The 26,691-nt window shown below is 64.1% G+C and carries 19 protein-coding genes; 3 read left to right on the forward strand and 16 right to left on the reverse strand.

Features of this window, described 5'->3' with window-relative positions; translation table 11 throughout:
- Window positions 1–258: 258 nt before the first annotated feature.
- The 4 genes from AACH55_RS22050 to AACH55_RS22065 all read right to left on the reverse strand — a co-directional run bounded on the left by AACH55_RS22050 (window position 259) and on the right by AACH55_RS22065 (window position 4,032).
- Window positions 259–906 (reverse strand): aldolase, encoded by a 648-nt coding sequence (locus AACH55_RS22050; protein WP_338716788.1) that lies wholly within the window; start codon window positions 904–906, stop codon window positions 259–261.
- Complete coding sequence (otnK, locus tag AACH55_RS22055) at window positions 903–2,189, reverse strand: 3-oxo-tetronate kinase (protein WP_338716789.1); 1,287 nt, start codon at window positions 2,187–2,189, stop codon at window positions 903–905. The genes AACH55_RS22050 and otnK overlap by 4 nt, the downstream gene beginning before the upstream one ends.
- Window positions 2,190–2,223: 34 nt before the next feature.
- On the reverse strand, window positions 2,224–3,138 hold the full coding sequence (gene ltnD, locus AACH55_RS22060) for an L-threonate dehydrogenase (RefSeq protein ID WP_338720386.1): 915 nt from the start codon (window positions 3,136–3,138) through the stop codon (window positions 2,224–2,226).
- Window positions 3,139–3,330: 192 nt separating this feature from the next.
- Window positions 3,331–4,032, reverse strand: a complete 702-nt coding sequence (locus tag AACH55_RS22065) for a FadR/GntR family transcriptional regulator (protein ID WP_338716790.1) — start codon at window positions 4,030–4,032, stop codon at window positions 3,331–3,333.
- 262 nt (window positions 4,033–4,294) lie between these two features.
- Between AACH55_RS22065 and AACH55_RS22070 the strand changes: the two genes are divergently transcribed.
- Window positions 4,295–5,236, forward strand: a complete 942-nt coding sequence (locus tag AACH55_RS22070; protein WP_338716791.1) for a 5'-nucleotidase — start codon at window positions 4,295–4,297, stop codon at window positions 5,234–5,236.
- 18 nt (window positions 5,237–5,254) lie between these two features.
- Here the strand turns inward: AACH55_RS22070 and AACH55_RS22075 are convergent, their stop codons facing one another.
- The 5 genes from AACH55_RS22075 to AACH55_RS22095 form a co-directional block, all read right to left on the reverse strand.
- On the reverse strand, window positions 5,255–5,689 hold the full coding sequence (locus AACH55_RS22075) for a hypothetical protein (protein ID WP_338716792.1): 435 nt from the start codon (window positions 5,687–5,689) through the stop codon (window positions 5,255–5,257).
- The gene (locus AACH55_RS22080) at window positions 5,686–7,281 is read right to left on the reverse strand and encodes a methyl-accepting chemotaxis protein (RefSeq protein WP_338716793.1); all 1,596 of its coding nucleotides are present in this window, start codon (window positions 7,279–7,281) and stop codon (window positions 5,686–5,688) included. Before AACH55_RS22080 ends, AACH55_RS22075 begins: the two co-directional genes overlap by 4 nt.
- 304 nt (window positions 7,282–7,585) lie before the next feature.
- Complete coding sequence (locus AACH55_RS22085) at window positions 7,586–8,560, reverse strand: helix-turn-helix domain-containing protein (RefSeq protein WP_338716794.1); 975 nt, start codon at window positions 8,558–8,560, stop codon at window positions 7,586–7,588.
- A gap of 210 nt (window positions 8,561–8,770) precedes the next feature.
- Window positions 8,771–9,457 (reverse strand): ceramidase domain-containing protein, encoded by a 687-nt coding sequence (locus AACH55_RS22090; protein ID WP_338716795.1) that lies wholly within the window; start codon window positions 9,455–9,457, stop codon window positions 8,771–8,773.
- Between the two features lie 122 nt (window positions 9,458–9,579).
- Window positions 9,580–10,791 carry an MFS transporter gene (locus tag AACH55_RS22095; protein WP_338716797.1) on the reverse strand — a complete coding sequence of 404 codons (1,212 nt, stop codon included), beginning with the start codon at window positions 10,789–10,791 and terminating at the stop codon, window positions 9,580–9,582.
- A gap of 106 nt (window positions 10,792–10,897) precedes the next feature.
- Here AACH55_RS22095 and AACH55_RS22100 point away from each other — a divergent pair, with 106 nt between their 5' ends.
- Entirely contained in the window at window positions 10,898–11,770 is an 873-nt protein-coding gene (locus AACH55_RS22100) for a helix-turn-helix transcriptional regulator (protein WP_338716798.1), read from the forward strand.
- The gene (locus AACH55_RS22105; protein ID WP_338716799.1) at window positions 11,755–13,311 is read left to right on the forward strand and encodes a CHAD domain-containing protein; all 1,557 of its coding nucleotides are present in this window, start codon (window positions 11,755–11,757) and stop codon (window positions 13,309–13,311) included. The genes AACH55_RS22100 and AACH55_RS22105 overlap by 16 nt, the downstream gene beginning before the upstream one ends.
- Before the next feature lie 12 nt (window positions 13,312–13,323).
- Here AACH55_RS22105 and pelG read toward each other — a convergent pair whose 3' ends face one another.
- From pelG to AACH55_RS22140, 7 genes are all read right to left on the reverse strand, one after another.
- Entirely contained in the window at window positions 13,324–14,694 is a 1,371-nt protein-coding gene (gene pelG, locus AACH55_RS22110; protein WP_338716800.1) for an exopolysaccharide Pel transporter PelG, read from the reverse strand.
- Between the two features lie 11 nt (window positions 14,695–14,705).
- Window positions 14,706–16,256 (reverse strand): GT4 family glycosyltransferase PelF, encoded by a 1,551-nt coding sequence (pelF, locus tag AACH55_RS22115; protein ID WP_338720388.1) that lies wholly within the window; start codon window positions 16,254–16,256, stop codon window positions 14,706–14,708.
- A gap of 68 nt (window positions 16,257–16,324) precedes the next feature.
- Window positions 16,325–17,389, reverse strand: a complete 1,065-nt coding sequence (locus AACH55_RS22120) for a hypothetical protein (RefSeq protein ID WP_338716801.1) — start codon at window positions 17,387–17,389, stop codon at window positions 16,325–16,327.
- Entirely contained in the window at window positions 17,379–18,854 is a 1,476-nt protein-coding gene (locus AACH55_RS22125; RefSeq protein WP_338716802.1) for a PelD GGDEF domain-containing protein, read from the reverse strand. Before AACH55_RS22125 ends, AACH55_RS22120 begins: the two co-directional genes overlap by 11 nt.
- 11 nt (window positions 18,855–18,865) lie before the next feature.
- Window positions 18,866–19,495, reverse strand: a complete 630-nt coding sequence (locus AACH55_RS22130) for a penicillin-binding protein activator LpoB (RefSeq protein WP_338716803.1) — start codon at window positions 19,493–19,495, stop codon at window positions 18,866–18,868.
- 115 nt (window positions 19,496–19,610) lie between these two features.
- The gene (locus AACH55_RS22135; protein ID WP_338716804.1) at window positions 19,611–23,705 is read right to left on the reverse strand and encodes a tetratricopeptide repeat protein; all 4,095 of its coding nucleotides are present in this window, start codon (window positions 23,703–23,705) and stop codon (window positions 19,611–19,613) included.
- Window positions 23,635–26,583 (reverse strand): bifunctional glycoside hydrolase 114/ polysaccharide deacetylase family protein, encoded by a 2,949-nt coding sequence (locus AACH55_RS22140; RefSeq protein ID WP_338716806.1) that lies wholly within the window; start codon window positions 26,581–26,583, stop codon window positions 23,635–23,637. The genes AACH55_RS22135 and AACH55_RS22140 overlap by 71 nt, the downstream gene beginning before the upstream one ends.
- Window positions 26,584–26,691: the final 108 nt, after the last annotated feature.

Below are 26,691 nucleotides of genomic sequence, written 5' to 3' on the forward strand. Positions count from 1 at the left end.
GCCGCTGGTTGCTTGGTGCCCGTGGTCTGACGGGCAATTTATGGATTCAATCGGACCATCGTCCTGTTTTTGCACAACAGGACGACAGCCGGCATTGACTGGCCGGTCTTGCGCCGGCTTGGCGATCGCTTGCACCCACCACCTTCCGTTGGGCGCAAGCGGGGCATGGCGGACCAAAACCGGCCACCATGACGCGTTGTTGCGATGGGTTGCTGACGCTGCCTGGTAACTATCGTTACTATTTTCCAGCGTTACTACTTACCAGCGCGCCTTGAAGGTATCGCGCAAGTCCTGCAATGCCGCCTCTTCCAGCGGGGTGGCACGGCCACCGGCCAGGTGCCACAGCCTGGCGGTTTCTTCCAGCTCTTCGAGTGCGAAAGCGGCCTTGGAGACCGAGCTTTCCCACACCACCGGACCGAGCCGCTCCAGCAGCACGCCGCGCACTTGCGTGGCGATCTTCGCCACCTGCTCGGCCACTTCCGGTGCGCCCGGACGGGCATAGCGGATCAGCGGGATGTGGCCGACCTTCATCACGTAATACGGCGTAATGGGTGGCAATACATCCTCTTCGCTGTAGACGCCATTGATGGTCAGCGAGACCAGATGCGTGGAGTGCGTATGCACCACCGCATGCATCTCGGGATTGTTGTCGTAGATGGCGCGATGCAGGACCAGGGTCTTGGAGGGCTTGTCGCCCGAGACCCATTCACCGGCCGCATTGACCTTGGCGATGGCAGCCGGATCGAGGAAGCCGAGGCAGGCATCGGTCGGTGTGATCAGCCAGCCGTCATCAAGACGGGCGCTGATGTTGCCGGCCGAACCCACCGTGTAGCCGCGCTGGTAGAGCGAGGCGCCGATACGGCAGATCTCTTCGCGCAACGCGCTTTCGTTGGTGGTGCGGCTCATGCCGTCTTCCCGTCGAGATAGCGCAGTGCCTTCTCGAAGAAATCGACGCTGCCGAAATTGCCCGACTTCAGCGCCAGTGCCACCGGTTGCTCATCCAGGGTGGCGGTCGCCGGCACGCCCGGATCGATCTGCGGACCGATGCGCAGGGCGCGCACGTCCAGTGCCTGCACCACTGCGCCCGAGGTCTCGCCACCGGCCACCACGAACTGGCGCACGCCACGTTGCTTAAGACCAGCGGCAATCGATGCCAGCGCCTGCTCGACCAGATGGCCGGCCTTGGCTACGCCCAGTTCCTTCTGGACGGCCTTGACTTCATCGGGGGTGGCCGTTGCGTAGATCAGCACCGGCTCGTTCTTGATGCGTTCATCGGCAAAGGCCAGCGCCTGTGCCACCACGTCTTCGCCACGGGCCAGCGCCAGCGGGTCGATGCGGAAGGCGGGACGCCTGGCTTTCCATTCGGCCACTTGAGCATTGGTCGCCTTGGAGGCGGAACCGGCCAGCACCACCGACAGGCCATCGACCTTGGGCAGTTGCGCGGCTTCACCGGCCGCAGTCAGCAGGCCGGCACGGCGGAAGTTCTCCGGCAGGCCCAGCGCCACGCCGGAACCACCGGTGATGAGCTTCAGTTCGGCGCAGGCTTCGCCCAGGGTGAACAGATCCTTGTCGGAGACCGCATCGGCGATGGCCATCTTCACGCCTTCGGACCGCAGGGCGGTGAAGCGCTCCTGCGTCGCAGCCGCGCCGCGCGCCACGGTGTCGTAGCGCACCAGGCCGACCTTGGATTCGGTCTGGCGCTGCAGGACGCGCACCAGGTTGGCATCGGTCATCGGCGTCAGCGGATGGTTCTCCATGCCCGATTCATTCAACAGCGCATCGGCCACGAACAGGTAGCCGCGATAGATGGTGCGGCCGTTTTCCGGGAAGGCCGGGCAGGCGATGGTGAAGGCCACGCCCAGCTCCTTCATCAGCGCATCGGTCACCGGACCGATGTTGCCTTCGTCGGTGGAGTCGAAGGTGGAGCAATACTTGAAGAAGAACTGCGTGCAGCCCTGCTGCTGCAGCCAGCGCAGTGCGGCCAGGGATTGCTCGATGGCGTCAGCGGGAGCGATGGTGCGCGACTTCAACGCGATCACCAGCGCATCGGCTGCCACGGCCGGCATTTCGCTGGGCACGCCGATGGTCTGCACGGTGCGCATGCCGCCGCGCACCAGCATGTTGGCCAGGTCGGTGGCGCCGGTGAAATCGTCGGCGATACAACCCAGCAAGGGACGGGATGTGGACATGAATACTCCTCGATTCAGATGCAGGGACGACGACTTACTTGGCCTTGGCCGGCGGCAGGTCGATGCCGGGGAAGATCTTGATGACGGCCGAATCATCCTCGCCGCCATGACCGGCGGTGGAGGCCATCATGAACATCTGGTGGGCCGCGGCCGACAGCGGCAGCGGGAATTTGCTGCGGCGGGCGGTATCGAGCACCAGGCCCAGGTCCTTGACGAAGATGTCCACGGCCGACAGCGGGGTGTAGTCGCCGTTCAAGATGTGCGGCACGCGGTTTTCGAACATCCACGAATTGCCGGCGCTATGGGTGATGACCTCATACAGCGCATCCGGATTGACGCCTTCGCGCAGGCCCAGGGCCATGGCTTCAGCGGAGGCAGCGATGTGCACGCCGGCCAACAGCTGGTTGATGATCTTGACCTTGGAGCCGATGCCGTGGGTGTCGCCCAGGCGATAGACCTTGCCGGCCATGCCGGCCAGCACGTCTTCGATCTTGGCATAGACCTCGGCGGGGCCGGAGGTCATCATGGTCATCTCGCCGGAGGCGGCACGGGCGGCACCACCGGAGACCGGTGCGTCCAGCAGCAGCAGGCCCTTCTCGGCCAGGCGCTTGCCCAGTTCGATGGCAAAGTCCGGCGCCACGGTAGCGCTGGAGATGACGACGCTGCCCGGCTTCATGGCCGACACGGCACCGTTCTCGCCGAAGAGCACCATCTCGGTCTGCGCGGCGTTGACCACCAGGGTGATGACCACATCGACCTTGCCGGCCAGCTCGGCCGGGTTGGCGCAGGCCACGCCACCGGCGGCGGCGAACTTGTCCAGCACTTCCTTGCGCACGTCGCAGGCATGCACGTTGAAACCGGCACGCAACAGCGAGCTGGCCACGCCATAACCCATGGCTCCCAAACCGATCACACCTACATTCCTGGACATAATTGCCTCCGCATTGATGGCGCCGCTGCCGCTCTTGTGTTGGCAGGACGTTGCGCCGGGTTGATGATGCAACGCCGGCACAGGCCGGCGTCAGAATTTCAAATCACGTAAAACTTCTGATCTTTTAAATCTTTTAAATCGTTTAAATCGTTTAAATCTTATAAATGTTTTAAATCATTTAATGCAATGCGGGCCAGAGATTCATCCCTGTCAGGACTGTCCCTGGCTCAAGCGCCGTGCCGCGTTGAACATGTGCGTCTGCGCCGCATTGCGCGCGGCCATTTCATCGCCGGCGCGAACGGCAGCGACGATGGCCTCATGCTCTTCGCGCACCTGGCGCGAGAAATCTTCATAACGTGCTTCATTGCCGCGCGTGACTGCCGTGGCCGCTTCCAGATACTGGGACAAAAATTCCAGCGTCTTGATGAAGTAGGGATTGCGCGTGGCCTGCGCCAGTGCACGATGGAAGGCCACATCGGCCGCCACCCCATCCCCGCCTGCTGCCACATCGACACCGATCTGCGCGAGTGCCGCCTCGATGGCCTGCAAGTCCTCGGCGCTGCGGCGCTTGGCCGCCTGTGCCGCCACTTCGGCTTCGATGGCGCGGCGCAGCTCGACGATCTGCAATACCGCATCGGGCGAACTGACCTCGGTGTAATCGATGCGCAGCGGCTTGATGCCGGCCTGTTCGGTCACGAACACACCGCTGCCCTGGCGCGGCTCGACTACGCCCTCATGCTTCAGGCGCGCAATCGCTTCGCGCACCACCGTACGACTCACACCGAACTGCTGCGCCAGCACCGCTTCCGTGGGCAGTTTGCTGCCGCGGGGGAAAGCACCGGCGTCGATGTTGTCCAGTAATTGCCTGGCCACAGAATCGCTGAGCGCCTGTGCGGGGATCTTCTGAAACATGGATGTCTCGCGGTCGTTATAGTCAGGTTATCCGGTCATCATACAAATTTATTTTGAACGGGGCAATGCGATTTTTTCTCTTTACCGGGAGTAACACCCCCGTTTGGCGAACATTGCGCGCAGATAGAAGCACTTATTGTGATATATGCAGCAGTTCGCTCCAGACATCAAGAATACGAATATCTGCGCCATCGCCGCACTGATCCAGCCGGGTCGCGCTACAGGCTCTACAATCAGGGCTTTTCCGCCCTGGATGTGCCGCATGCCCTACGATCTCTCGGACAAGCTCGTCATTGGAATCTCGTCACGCGCCCTCTTCGACCTCGAAGTGGAAAACGCCATCTACGACCAGCAGGGCGTGGACGCCTATGCGCAATACCAGCGCGATCACGAGAACGATCCGCTGCAACCCGGCACGGCTTTCCCGCTGGTCAAGGCGCTGCTGCAGTTGAATGAACTGATCCCGGAACGCCGTCTGGTGGAAGTGGTGGTCATCTCGCGCAATACGCCTGACACGGGCCTGCGCGCCTTCAATGCCATTGCCGCCCACAAGCTCGACATCAGCCGCGCCGCCTTCACCGGCGGCGGGCCGACGGCGCCCTATCTGCAGGCCTTCAAGATCGACCTCTTCCTCTCACGCGATACCGGCGACGTGCAGGAAGCCATCGATGCCGGCGTGGCCGCCGCCCAGCTCTATGCCGCCCCGCTGGATTACAGCGCACCGGACAAGCAGATCCGCATTGCCTTCGACGGCGACGCCGTGCTGTTTTCGGCGGAGTCCGAACGCATTTTTGCGGAGAAGGGGTTGGAGGCTTTTACCCGCCATGAGCAGCGCCATCGCAAGAAAGCCATGAAGGAAGGCCCGTTCGCCAAGCTGCTGCTGGCCTTGTCGGCGATCCAGAAACAATTTCCACCCAGGGAGTGCCCGGTGCGCATCGCCATCGTCACTGCCCGCAACAGTCCCGCGCACCAGCGCGTGATCCATACGCTGCGGACCTGGAATGTGACGGTGGATGAAGCCTTCTTCCTCGGCGGCCTGAACAAGGCCGAGGTCTTGCAGGCCTTCGGTGCGCACATGTTCTTTGACGACCAGGAAGGACACGTGCAGAAGGCCGCCGTGGTGGTGCCCTCGGGGCGGGTGCCGTACAAGGGCGGGACGCTCGAAGGCACACGCCCGGCGCGGGCCCGGGCAAGCAAGGGATGAGCAGGGGCAACGCACGCGTCAGCCACTCTCCCCTCCTTTCTTGAGCTTGCGCAGCGCGCCATGCGCATTGCGCATCAAGAGAGCGGGATATTTTTCCACCAGGACATTGAGGCCGGGCACGAGTCTGTGCAGGGAGGCGGCCATCGCCATCTCCGTGACGTCTTCGCTCCACAAGATTTTTTGCACGAACAGGATAGGGCCGATCTCACCGAGCACATCGACACACGTCTGGAATTCGCGTGGATCCTCCGCCTGCCGATAGCATTGCCCGATCAAACAATGAAGCTCCTGTTCGAAGTCATCTGCGACAGAGGCAGGCAAACTGGTGGTGGCGCTCTCGAAGACCGCGCGCAGCCGATCCAGGTCTTCGGCCAGCCTGATGGTGCTGCTGACGATCAGGCGCAGCGCTTCTTCAGACAGCGGCACCGGCCGTTCTGGCTTGCCGTTGCTCATGCCGCACCCGCTTCCTGCGCAGCAGGTACCGTCTGCGGTTCGGCCGGAAGCCGGAACCGTCCCACCAAGGTGGAGAGAACCACGGCCTGATCCTGCAATCCCTGTGAAGCCGCAGCGGCCTCCTCCACCAGTGCCGCATTCTGCTGGGTCACGCCATCCATCTGCCCGATGGCCAAATTGATTTCGGCAATCCCCTTGCTCTGGTCATCGCTGGCCCGGGCAATGTCGGCCACGATGGCCGTCACCTGCTCCACGCTTGCCACGACGCTTTGCATGGTCGTCCCGGCTTGCTCGACCAGCACGCTACCGACGCCAACTTGTTCGACCGTATTGTCGATGAGGTCCTTGATTTCGCGCGCGGCCGTTGCCGAGCGCTGTGCCAGGCTGCGCACTTCGGCAGCGACCACCGCAAATCCCCGTCCCTCGTCGCCGGCACGCGCTGCCTCCACTGCCGCATTGAGCGCGAGAATATTGGTCTGGAAGGCAATGCCATCGATGACGGCGATGATCTCCACGATACGTGCCGACGCCTGCCTGATCGCGGACATGGTGGAGACCACGCTCTGGACGACCTCGCCCGCCTGCCCCGCCACCGCCGACGCATTCACGGCCAGCGCATCGGCCTGCTGCGAGTTGGCGGTGGTCTGCAAGATGCTGCCGGTGATCTGCTCCATGGCCGAGGCGGTCTGCTCAAGCGAACTGGCCTGCTCCTCGGTGCGCGCCGACAGATCGATGTTGCCGCTGGCAATCTGCTGCGATGCCGTGGCCACGTTGTCCGCACCGCCTTTGACGCCCTTGAGGATTTCCCGGAGATTTCCATTCATGTGCCGCAGAGCAGCGATGACCTCCCCGGTTTCATCCTTTCCGGCCAGGGCAATGTCAGTGCGCAGGTCGCCTGCAGCCACGGTATTGGCGATCCTGGCCGCCAGCCTCAGCGGTGCGGCAATGGCGCGCGCAACGATCACCGAGAGCGCGCCTCCGAGCAAGAGGACGGCGACAAGCGCAGCAGCGATCAAGGTTTGCGACTGCCCATAGATACGGGCCGTCTGCGCAGCGGACTGGTCACCGCCGCGGCGATTGACGTCGGCCAGGACGGAGAAGTCCTTGAGCAGAGAAAAGTAGACATCCGAAGAGTCGCCCGCAAAGAGGGAAGCGGCCCTGTCGGGACGGCCGCCTTCCAGTGCTTCCATCAATTCAGCATGCTGACGCAACAGCATGTCGATGCGGCGGCTGGCATCCGGATAGACGGCTTTTTCCTCGGGCTCGGAAATCTGACCCTGATAGGTTTCAAGGGCCGCCTTGAGATCACTGAGCACATCCTGCGTGCGCCCCCGCAGCGTCTTCGTCAGCGCAGGATCGGTGGCATAGACGATCAATTGCGCCTCGTTGCTGCGCAGCCGCGCCAACAGCAGCTTGATGTCGCCCAAGGTCTTGATGCTGGGCAGCCAGTTGCTTGCCAGTTCATCGGCCGACGCGTGCACACGATCAAGCTGCCAGAGCGAGAACGCACCGATGCAGGTTGTGAAGATCAAGATCAGGCCGAACGAGATGACGAGTTTCTTTGCGATCTTCAGATCACGGAATTTTTTCACACTACCCCCGGGTTATTGTTGGACAAACCGGGGCTGATCCACATGAAAGAGGAGAGCAGGACTGCGCCGAACAACGGTATGCGCGCGTCGCGCCTTCCTCCCGGCGACGCCAGTCAAGAAGCTGCAAGAGCTGCGAGAAATGCCTGCCAGCCCATCGCAGGCTGATCGGTGAGACTGGTTCTTTGCAGTGAATAGCCCCCGCAGAAGACTATCAGCGAGAGCCGCCAACTTCTTGCCCGAGAGCGCAGCAGTGTTGCCTCTGAGTGCAGCGATCTCACGAAATGATGACTCGGATGCGGACATCTCATTTTCTGTTCAGACGCTGCGCCAGAAGCCGGCGCAATTCGTTGGGCGTGTAATCGAAGGCCAGCTTGAAGACGCGGGAGAAATGGCTCATCGAGTTGAAGCCTTTGCTGTAGGCGATCTCCGAGATCTGCAGATGATTGAAGGCGGGATCGCTCAGCATGTTCTTGCAGGCTTCCAGACGCTTTTGCAGAATGAAGCGGGACACCGCCATGTCTTCATGCTGGAAAAGCAGATGCAGCTGGCGCAAGGAGATCTGATGGGCAGAGGCGATGACACCCGGACTGAGCGCGTCGTCATGCAGGTGGCGAAGAATATATTCCTGGATCAATTGCCGTTTGACGGAAGCATTGTCGCCGGCCGCCCGCGCATCATGGTGCAGCAGGGCATTAACCAGCTCCAGCAGAGAGCGGCTGGCGGCCCCCAGCAGATGGTGCTCGAGCTGCAGCAGCTCGCTGGCCATGGCCCGCATGTGGTTGGCCAGCAGGTAGCCGATACCGTGACGGCTCTCCACCCGGCCGCCGCATGGCGGCTCCTTGTGTCCGGGGAAGCGCTCTCGCAACAGGCGCCATGGCAGCATCAGCGTGAGCTTGTGCAAGGTCCGCGTCACCTCGAAACGGGTGGCGTTGGCGGTGGTCCATACGATCAGGTCACCGGCCCCGACCTCCAGGCTGTGTCCGGCAGAATGAAAACGTTCGCTGCCGCTCTCCGAAAGCTGTATGCCGATATGTATATCGTCATCCCTTTTGACTGTCTGGTGATCGCGCTTTCCCTCGCAGGGATCACAGATCGTATTGATGAGCGACAGATCATCGAATTCGTGTCTGACGAGATGAGCCCGAAAATCCGGCGACACCGCTTGCGTCAAGGCCCACTCCTGATACGAACGGCATAGTGCTGTCTGCCAGGCTTCGGTTCTTTCGGCAGGCGCGATCTCTTCGCTGAGCCAGGAATAAGTCTTTCCTTTGCGATGCATGGCGAGCTCCTTTCATCTGAATGCTCGCATCCGATGCTGACAAAAGAATGACGAACGGATCGTCTAAACGTCGCTCATGATGTTAGAAAAACCATGTTTTCCTCGTGGAACAAGCGTTGACCACAGGACTTTCCAGACGGTCTGTCATCATATTGACGTTATAAAATCGCAACTACGCGGCAGGAAAAAAGAAGCGACGATGCAGATAACTCAATCCATAGCTCGCTTATCAAATCCCCCTGCATTGAGAATGAAGGCCCGCGTAGTGAGATAGAGCACGGCGCCATTCAATACGTGCCAGAACATGTGCGTTCCGATGCTGACGTACTGGCAAGCCACCATATCAAGCGACCGCAACACCAGCGACAGCGTAAATACCCCTGCCGCCAGCAGCAGGATCATGGGCTCTACCTTGCGCATACGCCAGTGATACACACCCAGTCCGCCAATGAACAGCCAGGCCGATCCATATGACGCCACCGAGCCATTGAGCCACTGCTCCGGCAGCATGCCCACCCCATAGGTGACGACAAAGAAGAACAAGACCCAGCCCATCGTCGCGAGCCCGCCGCAGCGCGCCACCTTGCGCAGGTAGAACGCCAGGAACAGCACCTGATAGACCGAAATGGGAATGACATCGGCAAACAATGCCCAGCGCACGGTAAAGGTGTGGAAAAGAAAACTGCCCACGCCGATCACGGCCACCATCAGCGTCAATAGCCGTGACATCGCCACCGTGCCGCGCCCATCGGGCAGCGGCAAGCGCCACAGGCAAAACGCGGCCAGCAGGAAAGCGAGATTGGAAAGCGCATTGACGGGCTCAGCCCAGAAGGCGGTGCTGAGACGTTCGCAATACAGGTCTACCGGGGCAAACAGCGATTCGTTCATGGTGAGCATTAGCAGAAAGTCGACGGGCAGCAGGATGAGATCGAAAACAGCGGCCAGCAGATCGCACGTTCACGATGCAGCCGCCATCATCCGCGAAGCCGCCGGTTTTTGCCAGTCGCGGCTGCCGCCCTCTATGCTGTCGCCCCGATCACCCTGCCCGGTCGCCCGGCCAGCCATCCCAGCACGCCCATCAACACCGCTGCACCGGCACACAAGATGAGGACCACGCTCCACCCGCCACTGACATCGTGCAGCCGCCCCATGAGGATAGGCCCCGCCGCCGCCAGCAGGTAACCCACGCACTGCGCCATGGCTGACAGCGCCGCCGCCTGCGGTGGCGTGGAGACGCGCGTGCCGACGAAGGCCAGGCCCAGGATCAGCACCGCGCCGGTGCCGAATCCGAACAGCGGCACCCAGACGATGGAAGCCTGCGGCCAGATGATCAGGCCGGCCAGGCTGAGCACGGTAGCGGCCGACATGCCTGCCGCCACCGGGCGATGGTCACGCAGGCGCGGGGCCAGCGGTACCAGCAGCAGGCCCGGCAGGGCCGAGGCCAGCTGCATCAGGCCATGCAGGTTGCCGGCCTCCACGGCGCTATGGCCATTGGCCGCGAGGATCGAAGGCAGCCAGGCCGTGACCACGTAATACACCAGCGAATTGGTCCCCAGAAAGAAAGTCACCTGCCAGGCCAGCGGCTGGCGCCACATCGAAGCAGCCCGCACGGGAGCGCTGGTCGGGCGGATCGCGCTCCGCCATTGCGGCAGCCAGGCCAGCATCGTCACCAATGGCAGCGCAACGAAAGAGACCAACGCCCAAGACCAGCCCAGGCCGGCCGCCAGCGGCACGGCACAGACCGAGCCCAGCGCGGATGCACCGCCCATGGTGAGGGCATAGATGGCGGTCATGCGCGTGAGGTCATCGGGAAAGTCACGCTTGAGCAGACTGGGCAAGAGCACGTTGCCGCCGGCAATCCCGCAGCCGATGAGACCGGTGCCGGCCAGCAAGGCCGCCACCGAGCCGGAGGAACGCAGCAGGATGCCACCGGCGATCAACAGCAAGGCCAGCAGCAGGGTGCGTTCCAGACCGAGGCCGCGTGCCACCCGCGCGGCCAGCGGCGACACCAGCGCGAAGCACAGCAGCGGCAAGCTCAGCATCAGGCCCGCCGCACCGGCCGAGAGCGCAAAGCTCTGCTGCAGCAAGCCCATCAACGGCCCCACGGCAGTGACCGGCGCCCGCAGATTGGCGGCAATCAGAAGAATGCCGACGATCAGCCAGGCCCGGCCCTGGGCAGGGCGGCGATCATCGGGATCATCGGAGGGGATAGCGTGCACGGGCTGGGTCATCGGAGCCGGATTTGATCAGAAGCAGTGAGCGCCCAGCTTAGCCAATCGCGCTCTGCACGTATTTGGCTACAATGCCAGGATATTGCTAAAAACGGTCAATACCCTCATGGCCTCCCTCTACGCCAGCCTGGTCGAACATGATCCGGACCGCCTCGATGCAGCGGTCACGGCCTTGCGCGTCCACACCTGCCAGAACGAACGCGAGACGCCGTTCCACAGCCATCGCAAGGGCCAGCTGGTGGTCGCGCTGCGCGGCGCGGTGACCTGCGAAACGGCCCAGGGGATGTGGATCGTGCCGCCGCAATCGGCGGTGTGGGTGCCACCGGGCGTGCCGCACAGCAACCGCGTCACGCTCGACGGGCAGCTGTGTTTTCTCTTCATCGCACCGCAGGCGGCCAGCATGCCGGACCAGTGCTGCACGCTGGCGCTCTCGCCGCTGTTGGTCCAGATGATCTGCCACCTGGCCGAGCAGCGCCAGGACTATGCGCCCCACGAGCGCACCGCGCGCCTGGCAGCGGTGCTGGTGGAGGAACTGGAACACAGCCAGCGCCACGCCCTGCCCTTGCATTTGCCGGTGCCGCAGCATTCGCGCCTGCGCGCCATTGCGCGCCATCTGGCCGAGCACCCCGCCGACCGCAGCACGGTGGCCGAATGGGGGCAGCGCCATGCGATGAGCGAGCGCAGCTTTGCCCGCTTCGTGCAGGCCGAGACCGGCATGAGCTTCGGCCGCTGGCGTCGCCAGATCCACCTGATGCTGGCGCTGCAGCGGCTGGCCTCGGGCTGTTCGGTGCAGCGCGTCTCGCAGGACCTGGGCTATGACTCGGTGAGCGCCTTCATCACCATGTTCAGGAAAACCCTGGGCAAGCCGCCCGCGCGCTACATGGCGCAACGCCGGGCGGCACCTTCTCCTGCGCCGCTGGCCCGGCCCGCGGCGCCCTACTTCCAACCGACACGGCAAGCCTCATGGAAACCGAACTGAAACTGCTGCTCGCCCCCGAGCACACCAAGGCCTTCATCGGCCATCCGCTGATCAAGCGCCACGCCCTGGCCGCACCGCGCCTCAAGGACCAGACCGGCACCTATTTCGATACGCCCGACCTGCTGCTGCGCCAGCACGAAGCCGGCCTGCGGGTGCGCCGGACCGGAAGTGAATATATCCAGACCCTCAAGGCCGGCGGCGGCGTCAGTGGCGGCCTGCACCAGCGCAATGAATGGGAGTCCCTGGTGGAAGGTGAACAACCCGACCTGCCGGTGCTGCGCGAGCTGGCAGCCTCCGACGAAGCCTGGGCCAGGAAGGTGTTTTCCGACAAGACCGCCGCGCAGTTGACGCCCATCTTCAGCACGCGCATCCAGCGCATGGTGTGGGATCTGGTGCTGGCCGACGGCGCCGAGGTCGAATGCGTGCTCGACCAGGGCAGCGTCGAACATGGCGCACTCACGGCGGAGGTCTGCGAAATCGAACTGGAACTCAAACAGGGCGAGGCCAGTGCCCTCTTCGACTTCGCGTTGCAGTTGCTGCAGGACCTGCCGCTGCGCATCGGCATCCAGAGCAAGGCACAACGTGGCTATGCGCTGTTCCATCAGGCCCGCCGCGCCCAGAGCGGGGCGGCCGCCGTGTCTTCGGCCAGTCGCGCCAGGCCGCTGGAACTGGCACGCAAGATGCCGGTGGAGCAGGCTTTCCTGGCGGTGGTCAACAATTGCATGGCGCAGATTCAGGCCAATGACATCGCCGACCAGGACAGCGAGGACATCGAACGCCTGCACCAGATGCGCGTGGGTCTGCGTCGCCTGCGATCGGCCTTCACCCTGTTTGAACCCGAGATCGTCCTGCCCGCACCTCTGGCGGCCGAATTCGATTGGGTCTCACAAGCCATCGGTAACGCACGCGACTGGGATGTGCTGGCGACCCAGACCCTGACGACCCTGCCACCACAGGCCATCGGCGCCATCGATCTGGAACGGGTACGTCACGCCGCACTGGTGGAGGCCGGCAAGGAACATGCGCGGGCGGTGCAAGCCGTGGCCTCCCCGCGCTACACCGCACTGGTACTGCAGTTCAGCCGCTGGCTGTTGCTGGCGGGCTGGCGCGAGGGACTCGATGCAGCCGGGCAGAAGGCGCTGGCACAACCGTTGTCACGCTTTGCGCAGCAGCGGCTGCGGCGGGATGAGAAGCGGCTCAACAAGCGCGGCGAACATCTGGAAGAGAATGACCGCGCGCGCCACCGTGCCCGCATTGCCGCCAAGAAGATGCGCTACGACATCGAGTTCTTCCAGGCCCTGTATGGGGAAAAGAGCAGCCGCCCCTACCTGAAGGCGCTGTCGCGCCTGCAGGACCAGCTCGGCCTGCAGAATGACCTGGTGGTCGCCGATGCCCTGCTGCAGCAACTGCAGCAGAAGCAGGCGCGTATTGCACCCAGCATCGCCTATGCGCGCGGCTACCTGGCCGGGCAGGTCAGGGATGGCCACGAGCGCACGCGGCGCCTGTGGAAAAAATGGAAAGCGCAGGAACTGCCGCAATGAACGGGCAAGCGTTCACTGCAGCATGAAGGTCTCGTACTCCAGCAGTTCCAGCTTGCGCGTGAGCAGCACGAAACCGGCCAGCACCACCACGAACACCGCCAGCGCAAAACCGAAGCCGTAAAAGGTCGGCCCCAGGTGCAGCGACAGCGCGGTGAAGCCGATGTTGAGCAGCACCAGACTGCCGCACAGGCCCAGCACGATGGGGCGCTTGTCGAGATAGAAGAAGACGTTGAGGATGCCCAGCAGCACCACCTGCAGGCTGGCGGCGATGACGTCGATGTAGAGCAGCGGCAGGTAGAGCGTGGAGATGCCCAGCCACTTCAGGATGGCTTCGCCCGTCACCATCAGCAGCAAGGTGGTGATGGCCTGGATCTTGATGATTTCCAGCAGGCCCAGGCGTACCGTCTCCACCATGCCGTTGCGATGCTTCTCGATGGTTTCCAGCGAGGCGCCGGTGCGCACCGCTTCGTAGAAGGCATCGTAGTCCTCGACGAAATCGGTCTCCATGCGCAGCAGGAAAATGGCCATGCCGGGGATGATGGAGAGGTAGGCCAGAAACACCGGCAGGTCATAGATCACCGAGGCGCGCAGCGGGCCGATGATGGCCTGGCTGGTCTCCGGGGTGTACCAGAACATGGCCTTGTCGATCCAGATCGCGGTGTTGTAGAGCAGGCCGATGGCCATGAGCGAGGGATAGAGTTTCTTGCGCTCATAGAACTCGAAGGAGATGAAGCGATCGGAAGGAAAATTACGCAGGATCAGCGCCATCATCGCCATCAGCAACACTGCCTGGCCGATCACGAAGCCCCCCATCAAGCCCTCCAGTCCGAGCGGACGCAGCAGCAGCGCGGCCACCACGGTCACCGTGTAACCCAGGGCATAAATCCAGAAGATGGCCTGGTACTGCTTCATCCCCGACAGGAAGATGGTGGCGATCCAGATGTTGCACATGATGATGAAGGCCGCCAGCAGGAGCAGCCGGTACAGCGCGCTCTGCTGCGGGAACAGGAAAGCTACCGCCAGCAATCCCGGCACCCCGCCCAGCACGGTCACGGCCAATGACACCGAATGAAAATTGGGCAGGATGGCGTGGTTGTCCTTCTCGAACAGGCGGTCGGCGGCAAAGCGCGTCAGGGCCAGCTGGAAGATGCCGGTAAAGATCAGCGACAGCGAAATCACGTAGGTGATGCTGACCTGGAACTGCACGATGGCTAGCTTGGGGATGTTGACCGTATAGCTGACCAGGCCGATGACCAGGATGCCGACGATGGACATGATCCACGGCCCCGAACTGATCAGGGCTGCGTAAGAATATGCCTGCATCAGCGAGAGCAGGCTGTCGCGCTTCAATATCTTGCGCAGTTCAAAACCGATACCGGCCATGTTCTTCCTTGTCAGTGCCGCACCGGGCAGCGCAGCGGCTGGCCGGATGCGGCGTCGGTGTCCTGGCCGCTCTGCAGCGAACGCTGGTACAGCTCGCGGTAGGCGCCAAACATCATGTCCTGGGTGTAGTAGCGCTCCACGCGTGCGATGCCTGCGGCCTGGGCGGCATACCAGCGCGCCGGATCGGTCAGCAGTGCCAGGGCCGCATCGGCCAGCGCCTGCGGCTGGGCGATGCCCACCACATCACCGGCGGCACCGAGCGCCTTGTCTTCTTCAGTGAGACCATGAATCAGCTGTCGACACGACCCCACGTCGGTAGCCACGGCCGGCACACCCGCAGCAAAGCCTTCCAGCAGCACCAGCGGCAAGGCCTCACTAATGCTGGAGAGCACTACCAGTCCGATCTTGGGCATGAGTTCATCGATCTTCTGGAAGCCCAGGAACCTGACCTTCTCGCTCAGGCCGAGACCCTCGGCGATGGCGTGGCATTCGCCGGCATAGGCCGGGTCTTCGTCCTCGGGCCCGGCGATCCAGGCTTCGGCCTCGGGATACTGGTTGACCACGGTACGCATGGCGCGGATGAAGGTCTTGACGTCCTTGATCGGCACCACCCGGCCCAGCAGACAGAGCACCGGCGGAATCTTCTCGCTGCGCAAGGCGCGCAGCTTCGACAGGCGCGGCAGGTCGATGCCATTGGGGATGTTGCGGGTACGCTCGGCCGGCGCGCCGTCCTGCACCTGGCGCAGGCGGTTGGTCTCGTAGAGCGCGACGATCTCGTTGGAAGCCTGATAGCACAGCCGGCCCAGGGCCTCGAAGAAACGAATCCACATCTCGCGGAAGTAAGGGATCTGCGAGGCATCCTTTTCAAAGACGTTGCGGTTGTCGCGGATCCATTCGCTCTGGAACAGGTCGATCTTGCGTTCCTTGGTGTAGATGCCGTGCTCGGAGAGGATCAGCGGACGGCCGGTCTGCATCTTCATCAGCGCCCCGAGGAAACCCGCATAACCGGTGGAGATGGTGTGGTAGCAGCGTGCCGGGATCAGCTGGCGCGCCACGCGGGCCAGCGTCCACACCGGCTGGTGCATGATGCGCACGGTCCAGAAGTAATCCACGAAGGACGGGTCGGTACAGAAGATGCGGTATTGCGAAGCCAGATAGTCCCAGGAACGTTTGCTGAAGAGGAAGGTGTCCTGGTCCATCTTGCCGCCATCGGCCATCAGCGGTATCAGCTCGCCCAGCTGGTTCACCAGGGCCTGATGGGAGGAGGCATCGGTACGGTCGTAGGCACGAAACATGGCATGCAGTTCGTCCACACGCTCGAACGCTTCGGCATCGCCGCGCGAGCGGACCACTTGCGTGGCCGAGAGATGTTCGTGGATGAAGTGGGTTTCGAGATGGACCACGTTGTCCGGCAACGCATACTTGGGCGTGCCGTAGTCCTCCGGCCGGCTGCCGATGAAGCACAGGCCGAAACGGATCTCGGGAAAGCCCTTGATGATCTGGTTGACCCAGCTGGAGACGCCACCGCTGACATAGGGGAAAGTACCTTCGAGCAGCAGCATGACATCGCAGTCGCTGGCACGCCGCTGGTAGGACGCATCGCCGGCAACGGGCTTGATCGCAGGGGCAGTCATCGGCGGCCTCCGGTAGGACGTGCAGCGGGTGCGGCAGTGTAGGTGTCGGGCCGGTTGGCGATGGTGCGCCGGCCGTGGCGCCAGTAACGGTGCAGTTGCGGCTGCGAGGACACGCTGGGATCGTATTGCATTTCGATGAAGAGCTTGCGCACTTGTTCGTAGTCGCGTTCGAGGAAACTGAGCTCGGCCAGGTAAGGCAGCAGCCGCACCCGCGAGAAGCCATGGTCATGCGCGCGCCGGAACGCCTCGGCGGCCTCGGCCAGGTTGCCATTGGCCAGCTCCAGCCGGCCCAGCATGAACCACAGGCCGGGCTGGGCGGCATCGATCTGCAGCGCCGCCCGGGCATGCTCGCGCATCTGGGTATAGGAGTAGTGCAGCAGGTCGCCCTGCACCAGGTTCTGGTAGATCAGTTCCTGATACAGCTCGGCAACCTGCTGGTGCAGGATGCTCAGGGTTTCGGCATCGGTGACCGTCTTGAGATGATTGCGCATGTCGACGATGCGCTGGGTGATCTTCTTTTCCTTGCCGTCCAGAATGCCGTAGGCCAGCAGCCGCACATCATCGGCCGGGTCGCCCAGCAGGCCGCGCAGCGAAGCGCCGCTGGCGCGCGTCGGGGTACTCTGGATCGCCACCAGGGCGTTCAAGCGCTTGTCCACGGGCGTGGCCACGTTGCCCAGCTGGGCGCGCACGCGGTTGCCGGAAAAGCCGCTGCCCTCGCGCCGCCGCGCGGTGACGAAGGCCGGTGCCTGACTGGTGTCGAAATGATCTTCCGGCTTGTCCTTGGGCCAGAGCACTGCCACCAGCAGCGCCACCACGGCACACAGCACGCCGCCGATGGGAATGAAGAAATTGAAAGCGAACAGGTACACCAGCAAGGCCCTGCCCGGGCGCCGATATTGCGGCGGCGCCACCCGGGCGATGGCCAGCGCGAACAGCCCCGATGAGACCAGATGCAGCAGCAGATAGCCAACCAGCACGGGCAGCCCGGTGCCGCCCTGCAGCAGCAGGATCACGGAGGCGGTCTCGAAACTCAGACCGGCAGCGGAGAGTTTAAGCAGCACAGCGTTCCACCAGATTGATCAGCAGGCGCATCGGCTCATCGCTGCCCAGCGCAGCGGTGTGGGCAGCGGCGAAGTTGGCCAGGGACTTGTTGTCGAACTGGGCGTGGGAGGCGGCCTCGATACGCATCAGGTAGCCATCCACCGCTGCCGGTCCGGCCAGTGGCAGCAGTGTCATCAACACGTTGCGTCCGCCTGCCTTGTAGGTCCAGACCACATCGGCAGCGCGCTTCAAGCGGCGGATCTGGTCGTACATGTCACGCGAGAGTTCGTCGTCGCCGAACACCAGCGCCACCAGCGAAGAATCGATGTCGGTGCTGCGCTTGAGGCGATGCAGGCGCACCAGGTCCACCGCCAGTTCGGGCGGGCAGGTCGGCAGCTGCTGCAGGATGGCACGGGCGCTGTCGCCCATCTCGATGCCATCGGCATAGTAGTCGATGAGCACCGACATGAGTTGCAGCGTGTCTTCGTTCAGCGCCAGGAAGGGCAGCTTCTCCACCACCAGCAGACCGAACTGGCGACCCTCGTAGTTGCGCAGCGGCGCGCACACCAGATAGCGGCTCTGGTTGCGCAGGTTCTGGTTCAGGCTCTCGGTCTGGATGTGGCCCAGCTTCTGCTGTTCCCGGCAATAGCGCACCAGAGGATCCTCGATCTCCAGCGGTGTGACCTTGCCCACACTGGCCGCAGGCTCCGGCAGTACATGGCCCTGTGCATCGCAGGCGAATACCGAGGCCGACTCCACCTGGCAGCTCTGCACCAGGATCTGCAAGAACGCATCCGGCGCCGGCATGCGGGCCGGGTCCAGCAGGTATTGCGTGAGCGTCAGCGCACGCATGCGGTCCAACGATTCGCGCAGGGTCAGTGGCTTGGAGAGCAGATCCTGCTCCAGCCGCTCATGGGACAGACGCAGCAGGAAGTGATTCTTGGTGAGCATGGTCAGGCGCTCTTCCAGATAGGCGTTGACCCCGCGCAGACGGCGGCTGCGCGCATTCCAGACCTCGGCGAACTGGCCGCACAGCAGCGTCAATATCAGACCGCCCAGGAAATACGCTTGCGGAAACGCCCGCGCCGCCGACACCACGGCCTGGGCCGCATCCTCGTGACTGCCATGCATGAGCAGGTACCAGCCGCCCAGCATGGTGGCCACCGCCACCACACCCAGCGTGCTGCCATAGCGCATGGCCAGGATGGCCGGCATCAGCCACAGCCAGGGGAACTGCGCATTCAGGCCGAAGGGATCTTCCGGTGCCAGCCACCAGGCCACCGCCAGCGCTGCCGCCACCAGGGCAATGGTCTCAACGATGCGCAGGGCCGCCTTGCGCGGTGAACCGCTGTCAGTATCAAAACGCGTGAACATGCGCGCCCAGAACTTCTGACGCTTCTGCGCTGCCGTGGCGGCCGGACGAGGACTGGCCGCCCACGGCCGGGCGGGCGGCGATGCGGAGGTGCGCCGTTGGCGATCGTTCACGTTCTCTCCCATCAGGGGCGCTGCTGCTCGGGGTTGGCACTTGCGGGCAGGGCCTCCGCCGCGCTCGCCGATCCCGCGTTGATCGCCGCCGCTGTCCGGGCCAGCGAACGCAGGGGCGAGAGCAGGCTGCGCATCAACTTCTGCGCCACCGCCGACAGGGCTTCGCGGCTCCAGCCGCTCCTGGCGCCGGCAGCGGCCCAGACCACCCGGCCACTGGAGACTTCGATCAGTTGCAGGGTCATGCCCACCGCCGGTTCGCCATCGATACCCACCTTGTAGCGCCATTCATCGACCGTGCCGGACAGCGCATAGGCGATGTTTTCGCTGCGCGCCCAGTCGAGGGCGGCATCGAACTGCTTGCGGTCCATCGGTTCGAACAGGGTTTCATTGTTGAGCGAGGCCGGATAGCGGCGCAGCTCGGTCAGGCCGTCGGCCCGCAGGATGCTTTCCGAGATCGATTCAGCGCGCAGTCCGGCCTGTGGCGTCTCGGTGTGATTGGCAAAGGGCAGCAAGCCCCAGCGTGCATCGGCGGCGATCGACGGCGCCTGGCCGATGTCGGTGGTGGAGCAGGCGGCCAGGCTCAGGGCCAGGGCTGCAACGCTGCCGAGTTTGAAGAGAAGGGAGCGGATCTTGGTTGTCATGGTGGTCACCTGGGAGCAATGTCTGAGTGGGAAGGGCCACAAATTAATGAGGCCAATTCATCGGTTTCATGGATCAATCGGTTTCGTTATGGTTCGGGTGCCGGCCTCATGGAATTCAATAGAACCACTTGTAGAGCACGTTCAGTTCAAACCCGCGCTGCGGAGTATTGGGGGTGGCGCTGGTGCTTTGCGCATCCACCGACAGCACATCCTGTCCCACCACACCGCCCGCGAAGCCGGCGCGCAGGTTGCGGCCCCAGCCGATATCGGAGGTACGGGTCATGCCGACCTCGACATAGGGACGCCAGGCACGCGTGTAAGTATTTTCCACGACCGTGCCCGCCCCCAGCGCCACGCCCCAGGAGCGCGCATCCACCGGCATGATGCGAAAGGCCGCAGGATCGGTACCGGCCGGGACCAGCCGCGCGATCTGCGCATCGCTGGCTCCACGGTTGCTGTACTTGGCATCGGTGACGAAGCCGCGCAGGGTCAGGTTCGGATATTCCACGCGCAGGTGGGTACCGATCTCGGCATTGAGCGTGCGGCCATTGCCCAGCGCCGTGCCGATCTGCGACTGGTAGCGCTGCAGGCCGCCGCCCAGGCGCAGGTATTCGGTGCGGCTCAGTTGCAGGTTCAGATTCAGTTCGCCACCGCTGCGCCGCCCGCCGACGCGAATGAGCGCCGAGTCGGTGGCCGCCAGGTTCAGACCGCCATTGCCGGAGAGGGTGAGACTGGGGGTGAACTGCTGCAAGAATTGCAGACGCAGGCCATTGAAGGAGGCCATGGCATCGCGGTGCTGCAGGCCGGCGCTGACGAAGCCGTCTTCGATGCGCCGCCGCAGCGTGAATTCGAACAGCCGGTCCACTGCGGGCACATCACCCAGCAAGGTGGTGTCGTCCACGGTCTGGTGCCGTTCGGTGTAGCCGAAGGAGAAACGCGTCCCCGGCGTGATGGCCACTCCGGTATTGACCGTGAAAAGTTTGGTGGCCAGCGGAAATTCACGCGTGGCCGTGTAGCCGGCTGCCAGACGTGGCGGCTCGTCGGTGACCAGACCGCTCAGGCGGGCATGCAGTTCATCGTCGTCCGGCAGGCGTTGCAGCTGGTCGAAGGCCAGCGTCTGCGCCAGACCGACGCGGCCGGCCACCCGCGCGGCTTCAACCCGGTCATACATGGGCAGCCAGTCGGCCACGTTGTCCAGCATCGCATTGAGGCGCTGGCGGTCATTGCTGCCCAAGGCCATCGCCAGTTCGCCCCACAGCGGCTTGTCGAGCTGACGGGCAAAGCGCGTCGCCAGCCAGGCGCGGGCCAGGTCGGACTGGTTCTGATTCATCGCATAGGCCAGCGCCAGTTCGCGCACGCCGGCGGACAAGCGCGCATCGTCCAATGGTCGCTGACCGCTGTCACGGGTGCGTGCAAACAATGCCGCCGGTCCCTGGGCCAGGCGCTGCGCGATTGCCTCGTTCTCCACGCGCTCGGCGGTATCGCTGCGGGCAGCCTGCTGCATGTCCCTGAGCAGGGTGGGACCATCGGCGGGAATGGGCGTGGTGTCCGGCACCGACAGGCGCGTCACGTCGCTTTGCAAGAGTGCGCGCATCACGCCGGCGCTCTCGTCAGCGCCCATGAAGAGCGGCGCCATCGCGGCCAGGCGGTCGCGCCATTCGTGCAGCTGTGCGGGCGGAACGTTGCGCAGCAATTGCGGGTCGCGCAGTTCCAGCCAGGCATGGCGGCGGATGCGCCAGGCCAGGTCCGCCTGGCCGGTCGCCTCGAGGACTTCGGCATAGCTCATCAGCCACAGGTAGTCGTTATGCGGAAATCCGGATTTGCGGAACCAGTGCAATGCCAGGTCGTGCCGGTTCAGTGACATGTTGGCCGCCGCGTATGGCCCCCACAATTGCGGCATGGTTTCGGCGTCATGCGCCCACATCGTCAGCGCACGGTTGAGCAGCGCGGTGTCACGCGTGGCGATCAACAACCACAGCGTCTCGGCGCGCACATCGGGCGAACGTGGCGCCAGCGACAGCGCCAGGCGCATGTCGGCGAGTGCGGCGTCGAAGTCGCGCTGCAGCTGCCTGAGCGAGGCCCGCACGAGGAGGAAAGGCAGGTTTTTTTCCAGCACTGCATTCTGCCTGGGGGTGATGCTGGCGAGGAAGCTGCGCGCGCCTTCCAGGTCATTCAGACGCAGCCGGTAGGTCAGCGCCTGCACCGCGAAATTGGGCACGCCGGTGCGCTGGAATCCGAACTCGGCCAGCTCGGCGGCGGCACGCGGTTCGCGCTCCTGGATGACCACCATCATGTTGCTCATGTCGCCTTCGTTGGCCTGGTCACTGGCCAGCAGGCGATCATAGCCGAGCCGGGCCTCCTCGTTCAGGTCCAGGTAGCGCGCCACTTCGGCGTAGGTGCGCCAGAAGTCGACGTTGCCATCCGGGGCGACTCTGGCGGCGCCGCGCATGACCTCCAGCGCTTCCTGCAGGCGGCCACGCAGATAGAGCGGACTGGATGTCATCAGCGCATTGGCGGCGGAGGGACCGAACTCCTCACGCTGGCGCCGCAAGGTGGCCAGGGCATCGTCATCACGCCCCATGCGCAGGTAGAGCCTGGCCAGCGCGTCCATCTCGCCGTTGCGTTCGGTGCTGGCATCGGCACTGCGACCAGACTGCCTGCGCAGGCGCTCTTCCAGCAAGGTGGCGGCGCGTTCGGGCTGGCCGATGTTTTCGTATTGCGCCACCAGCAGGTTGACCCACTGCGCATTGCCGGGTTCGGCCTGCATCTTGTGCTGCAGGGCTTCGACCAGGATGTCTTGCTCAAAGGTACCGGCGGCGATGCGCAGCACGGTATCCCAGGCCGCCTCATCCCCGGTCAGACGCGCATAGGCCAGCCAGTGCGGCGTGGCCTGTTCCGGTACGCCGCTCCATTCGCACACCTCGGCCAGGCGCTTGTGCCAGGCAGCGTCATCGGGCCGCTGGCGAACCGCCGATTGCGCCAGCAGGCGTGCATCGGTCAGGTTGCGATTGGCGAGGAATACGTTGTAGGCCAGCGTGTAGATCTCATCATCAAAGGACAGCCGTGCCAGCGCGCGGCTGGAGGCCTCATCCGCAGCGGAAGGCCGGGTGGGGTCGGCCACCTGCATCACGCGGCCCTGCTGCATGGCACGGCGCAGTTGCCACTGCAAACGCTGCGGCTGGTGCAGCAGGGACTGCATCTGGCGCAGGCGATGCTGGAAGTCGCGCATGGATACTGCCACCATGCCGCCCTGCCCGGTCCGCGCAGCGGCCAGCGAGCCCATTGAGTGCGCCATCGACAGTTGCAGCAACTGCCTGACGTAGCGCTCGGCAACGTCGGGCCGGTTGGCGGCCTGGGCCAGATGGGTCAGGAACAGCAGCACGGCCTTGTCATTGGCGAGGACACCGAGATTGGCGTCGGCAGCAGCCAGCGCCTCCTGATACAAGCCACCGGCTTGCAAGGTGCGCATGGCATCGAGGAAATTCTCGCGACGCGCAGCCAGTGAACCGGCATGCTGCATGGCCAGCAGGTAGAAGGAGGCGCTGCTGTGGTAATCCCCTACCCCCAGGCTCTGGTTCCCCAGGCGCACGGCCTGGGCATAAGACATGTCGGTCGCGCCGCCATCGGAGAGCAGGCGCGCGAACGCGGCCCGGGCCGATGCGCTGTCGCCCAGCGCCAGCGCATCCTGCGAGAGGGTCAGCCATTGCTGCGCCGTGAGCGGATAGGTCATCAGCACGGTGAGCTGCTCATGCAACTGCGCCAGCATGGACGCACGCGCGGGTGAGTTCTGCGGCAGCGCGAAGGCTTCCTGCTGACGGATGCGGTATTCCAGCCAGGCGGCCGACAGGCGTGCTGCTGCGGTGCTGTCCATCTGCAGCAGGGCCAGTTGCTGGCGCGCCTCCGCGAACTGCCCGAGATCGATCATCTGCTTGACCAGCTCCGCACGCAGGGCGGCGTTGCCCGGCTGGGCCTTGAGAAAGACCTTGATGTACTCGACCGTCAGCTGGTCCGAACGGCCACTGGCATTGGCCACTTCCAGCCGCTGCTGCAGCGAGACCTTGGGATAGACCAGGGCGAGCACCGTCCCGACCGCCAGGGCAAAGCCGGCAATCGTCCAGGGCGAGAACAGCCTGGCCCGTTCATAAGGTGCATTGAACGAGTACCAGGTGCCGTGTTGTCGAGAGCGGGGCGGTTGCGGAGCCGATGTCATAGGAATGTACTGCGGATGAAACTGCGGACTTGCCCGCGGCATCGCGATACCACGGCTGGCCGGTGATGCTGACCGACTTGCCCTTGGGCAGCGCCACGCCGTCGGCGGTGGCGCTACAGCTGCGCGCACCGGTGATGCTGAAAGTGGAAGCACCATTGGCCGTGAGCGAGAAGCGCAGCTCGGCCTTGTTGCCGTTGATGCTGCGCTGGAAGTCGCCCACCTGGCCGGCAGCCTCGAGCAGCATCGGCAAGGCCGGCGAGGCGTCGGGCTGGGTGGATTCACTGCGCTGGCGGATGCGCACTTCGCCCGCCGAGGTGATGAGATAGCGGCCACTGGGGCCGGGCGCGATACCGGCGATGCCGGGCACGGACAGGTCCACGTCGGCGGCCCCGGCGGGAATGCGCAGTGTGCGCAGATAGGCGCCGGTCCGATAGACCAGCGTGCCATCGGCGGTGCGGGCGATGCTGGTGTTTTCGAAGTCGAGCACCTTGCGGATGTATTGCGAGACATACAGGCGCGTGAACGGCTGCGCCTGCGCCCACTGATGGATCTTGTGCAGCGCCGCCACCGAGGCCGGCTTGGTACCGGCGTAGAAATGGTAGTAGATGTCCACGGCCTTGAAGCGCACCGGCTCACCGGTCAGTTCATAGCTTTCGATGGCGCGCTGGAAGCCGTAGAAGGGACCGGTCCAGTTGCCGGTATAGACGTTCTCGTCCTGGTTGGGCGCGAACACCTGGTACCAGCCCTGCTTGCGCACGCCCTGCGCGGCGATGTCGGTCCAGGTATTGCGGCTCCGGGTGATCATGGTGTCGCCGCCGTTCATGTTGAGAAAACCGTCCAGGTAAGTCTGGGCGATGGCTTCCGGGGGCGGCACGCAATCACCGGTCCAGAGGAAGACCTCGGCCTTCTTGCCGGGCGGCAGCAAGGTCTTGTTGATGTAATCCATCGAGCCCTTGATCTCGCGCTGCAAATTGAACTTGTAGTTGGGAATGTCCAGCGTGTGCGAGGCGTCGCCATCCATCTGGCTGATGTCGGCGGTACGGGTGTCATGCATCGCATCGGCCCAGCTGAAGGGATGCGAGAAGGAATGGCTGGCCGGCTCGATGTAGGGCAGCGTGAACATCTTGCGCGCCAGCGCCGTGGTCTGCGCGGACAGCTGCGGATAGACGCCTTGCGGGCTCAGCTCGCCCTCCACCACCGAGACCGTGACCGGAAAGCGATAGCGATCCCAGATTTCACGCTGCAGCACTTCGACCGCAAAGGGCGAGCCCGGATATTCCGCCTTGGAAGGAAAACCGTCGCCATCGAGATGGCTGGTCTGGATGCGGCGGCCACCTTCGGTGGTCACGTCCGGCACGGGAATGTCGGGCAGACGCAGCGCGCGCTTCAAGAACAGCATGGGCTGCAGCACCCAGCGCGGCGGGTCCATCACCTGCAGCGTGGTGGTGGCAAACGGCGCCAGTGCAAAGCCGCCCCACGGCGTGAGGGCAGCGGCATCGTAGGTATTGTTGTGGCCGTCCTTCATGCGCAGCAAGGATTTGCCGGCTGGATCGGTCAGGCGCACCGCCTCCAGTTGGGTGCGGTCTACCCGTGGCGTGGTCTCGAATCCCATCAGCTCGGGGTCTGATTGGGTCACTTCCAGATGCTCCGGCACGGGCGCGGCAAAGCTGGTCAGCCCCAGCATCCCGGCACTGAGCCTGGTCATCTGGAAACCGAAGGCATTGAAGATGGCCACCGGCACGCCCTCCTTGATGCGCTGGGCGATCCACGGCCCCAGCGCCTGGTGGTCGGTGCCGCTGCGGAACCACGTCACCACGCCCGCATAGCGTCCTGCCAGCGGTTCAGTGGGCAAGCCTTCGTGACTGACATCGCGGAATTCGTAGCGCAATCCCAGATGGTTGAGCTGGATACCCAGGAAACGCTGGGCCTCGCTGGTGTGCAGGTCGCTGCCCTCAGGCACGTCCAGCAGCACCAGCACGTTGCGCGGCACCAGTTCAACCGTGGACAAGCCCATGGACATCAGCGTGCCATCGGCCACCCAAGGGAGGAAGCCATCGGCACTGATCTTCCTGGCGGTCTCCCGTGCCAGTGCACGGGCGCCGGGCTGCAGAGGGTCGACGTAATCGATGGCGATCACCGGTATGCCGTAGCGGTCGCGCACGGTGCGCATCTGGCCCGACAGCCAGGCACGGTCACTGTCGCTGACGGTGCCATAGCTGCGACGGCCGGCATCATAGCCGCGATAGAGCGATTCGGCGGCCACTGCATAGGTCAGCGGTGCCACCTCCGGAAACAGTTCGAAGCCGCGATTGAGAATCAGCCTGGCCTGCGGATAGCGGCGCTTGAATTCACGCAACGTGGCGATCATGGCGCGGGTCTGGGCGGCGCGCTCAACATCGGTCTTGGCGAAGAGCTGATAGGAATCCAGGGTATCGAGGAAGAAGCCGCGCCAACCCTGCGCCCACAGCGGTGCCACGATCTTGTCGAGGAAGAAGTCGCGCCAGCCGGGGGCGGTCTGGTCGATCACGCGGCTGCCCCAGGCGGCGTTGTCGCCCTTGAGCAGGCCAGGCGGCATCTGCTTGTAATAGGGTCGGGACGGTTGCACCTCGCCCAACGAGACGTAGGCAAACAATTCATGCGCGCCATTGGCGGCGCTGCGCGTGCGGGCCGCGGGATCGCGCACGAAGGCCGGCTCCACCACCGCCACGTCAAAGGCCTGCAGATCGGCCAGCGGCGGATTGGGGCCGTAATAGAAGGCGATCGAGCCCGGCGCTGGTGCCGACACCGCAGGCGTTGCCGCCCCTGGGCTCTGCGCCGGCGCGGCGCCGGTAAGCAAGGCGGCCGCTGCGGCGGCCAAGGTCCGGAGCAGCGTGCGCACGATGCGCCGGCTTCGGCCTGCTTTCCCCTGAGGTGTGTTGCTTGCTGCAGAGCGCGGCACGTGCTCCCCCGAATAATTTGCTGTCATCTTGAGACTTGATTGAGACCA

This window comes from Herbaspirillum sp. DW155 (assembly GCF_037076565.1).
In the GTDB taxonomy this organism is placed as follows: Bacteria; Pseudomonadota; Gammaproteobacteria; order Burkholderiales; family Burkholderiaceae_D; genus Herbaspirillum.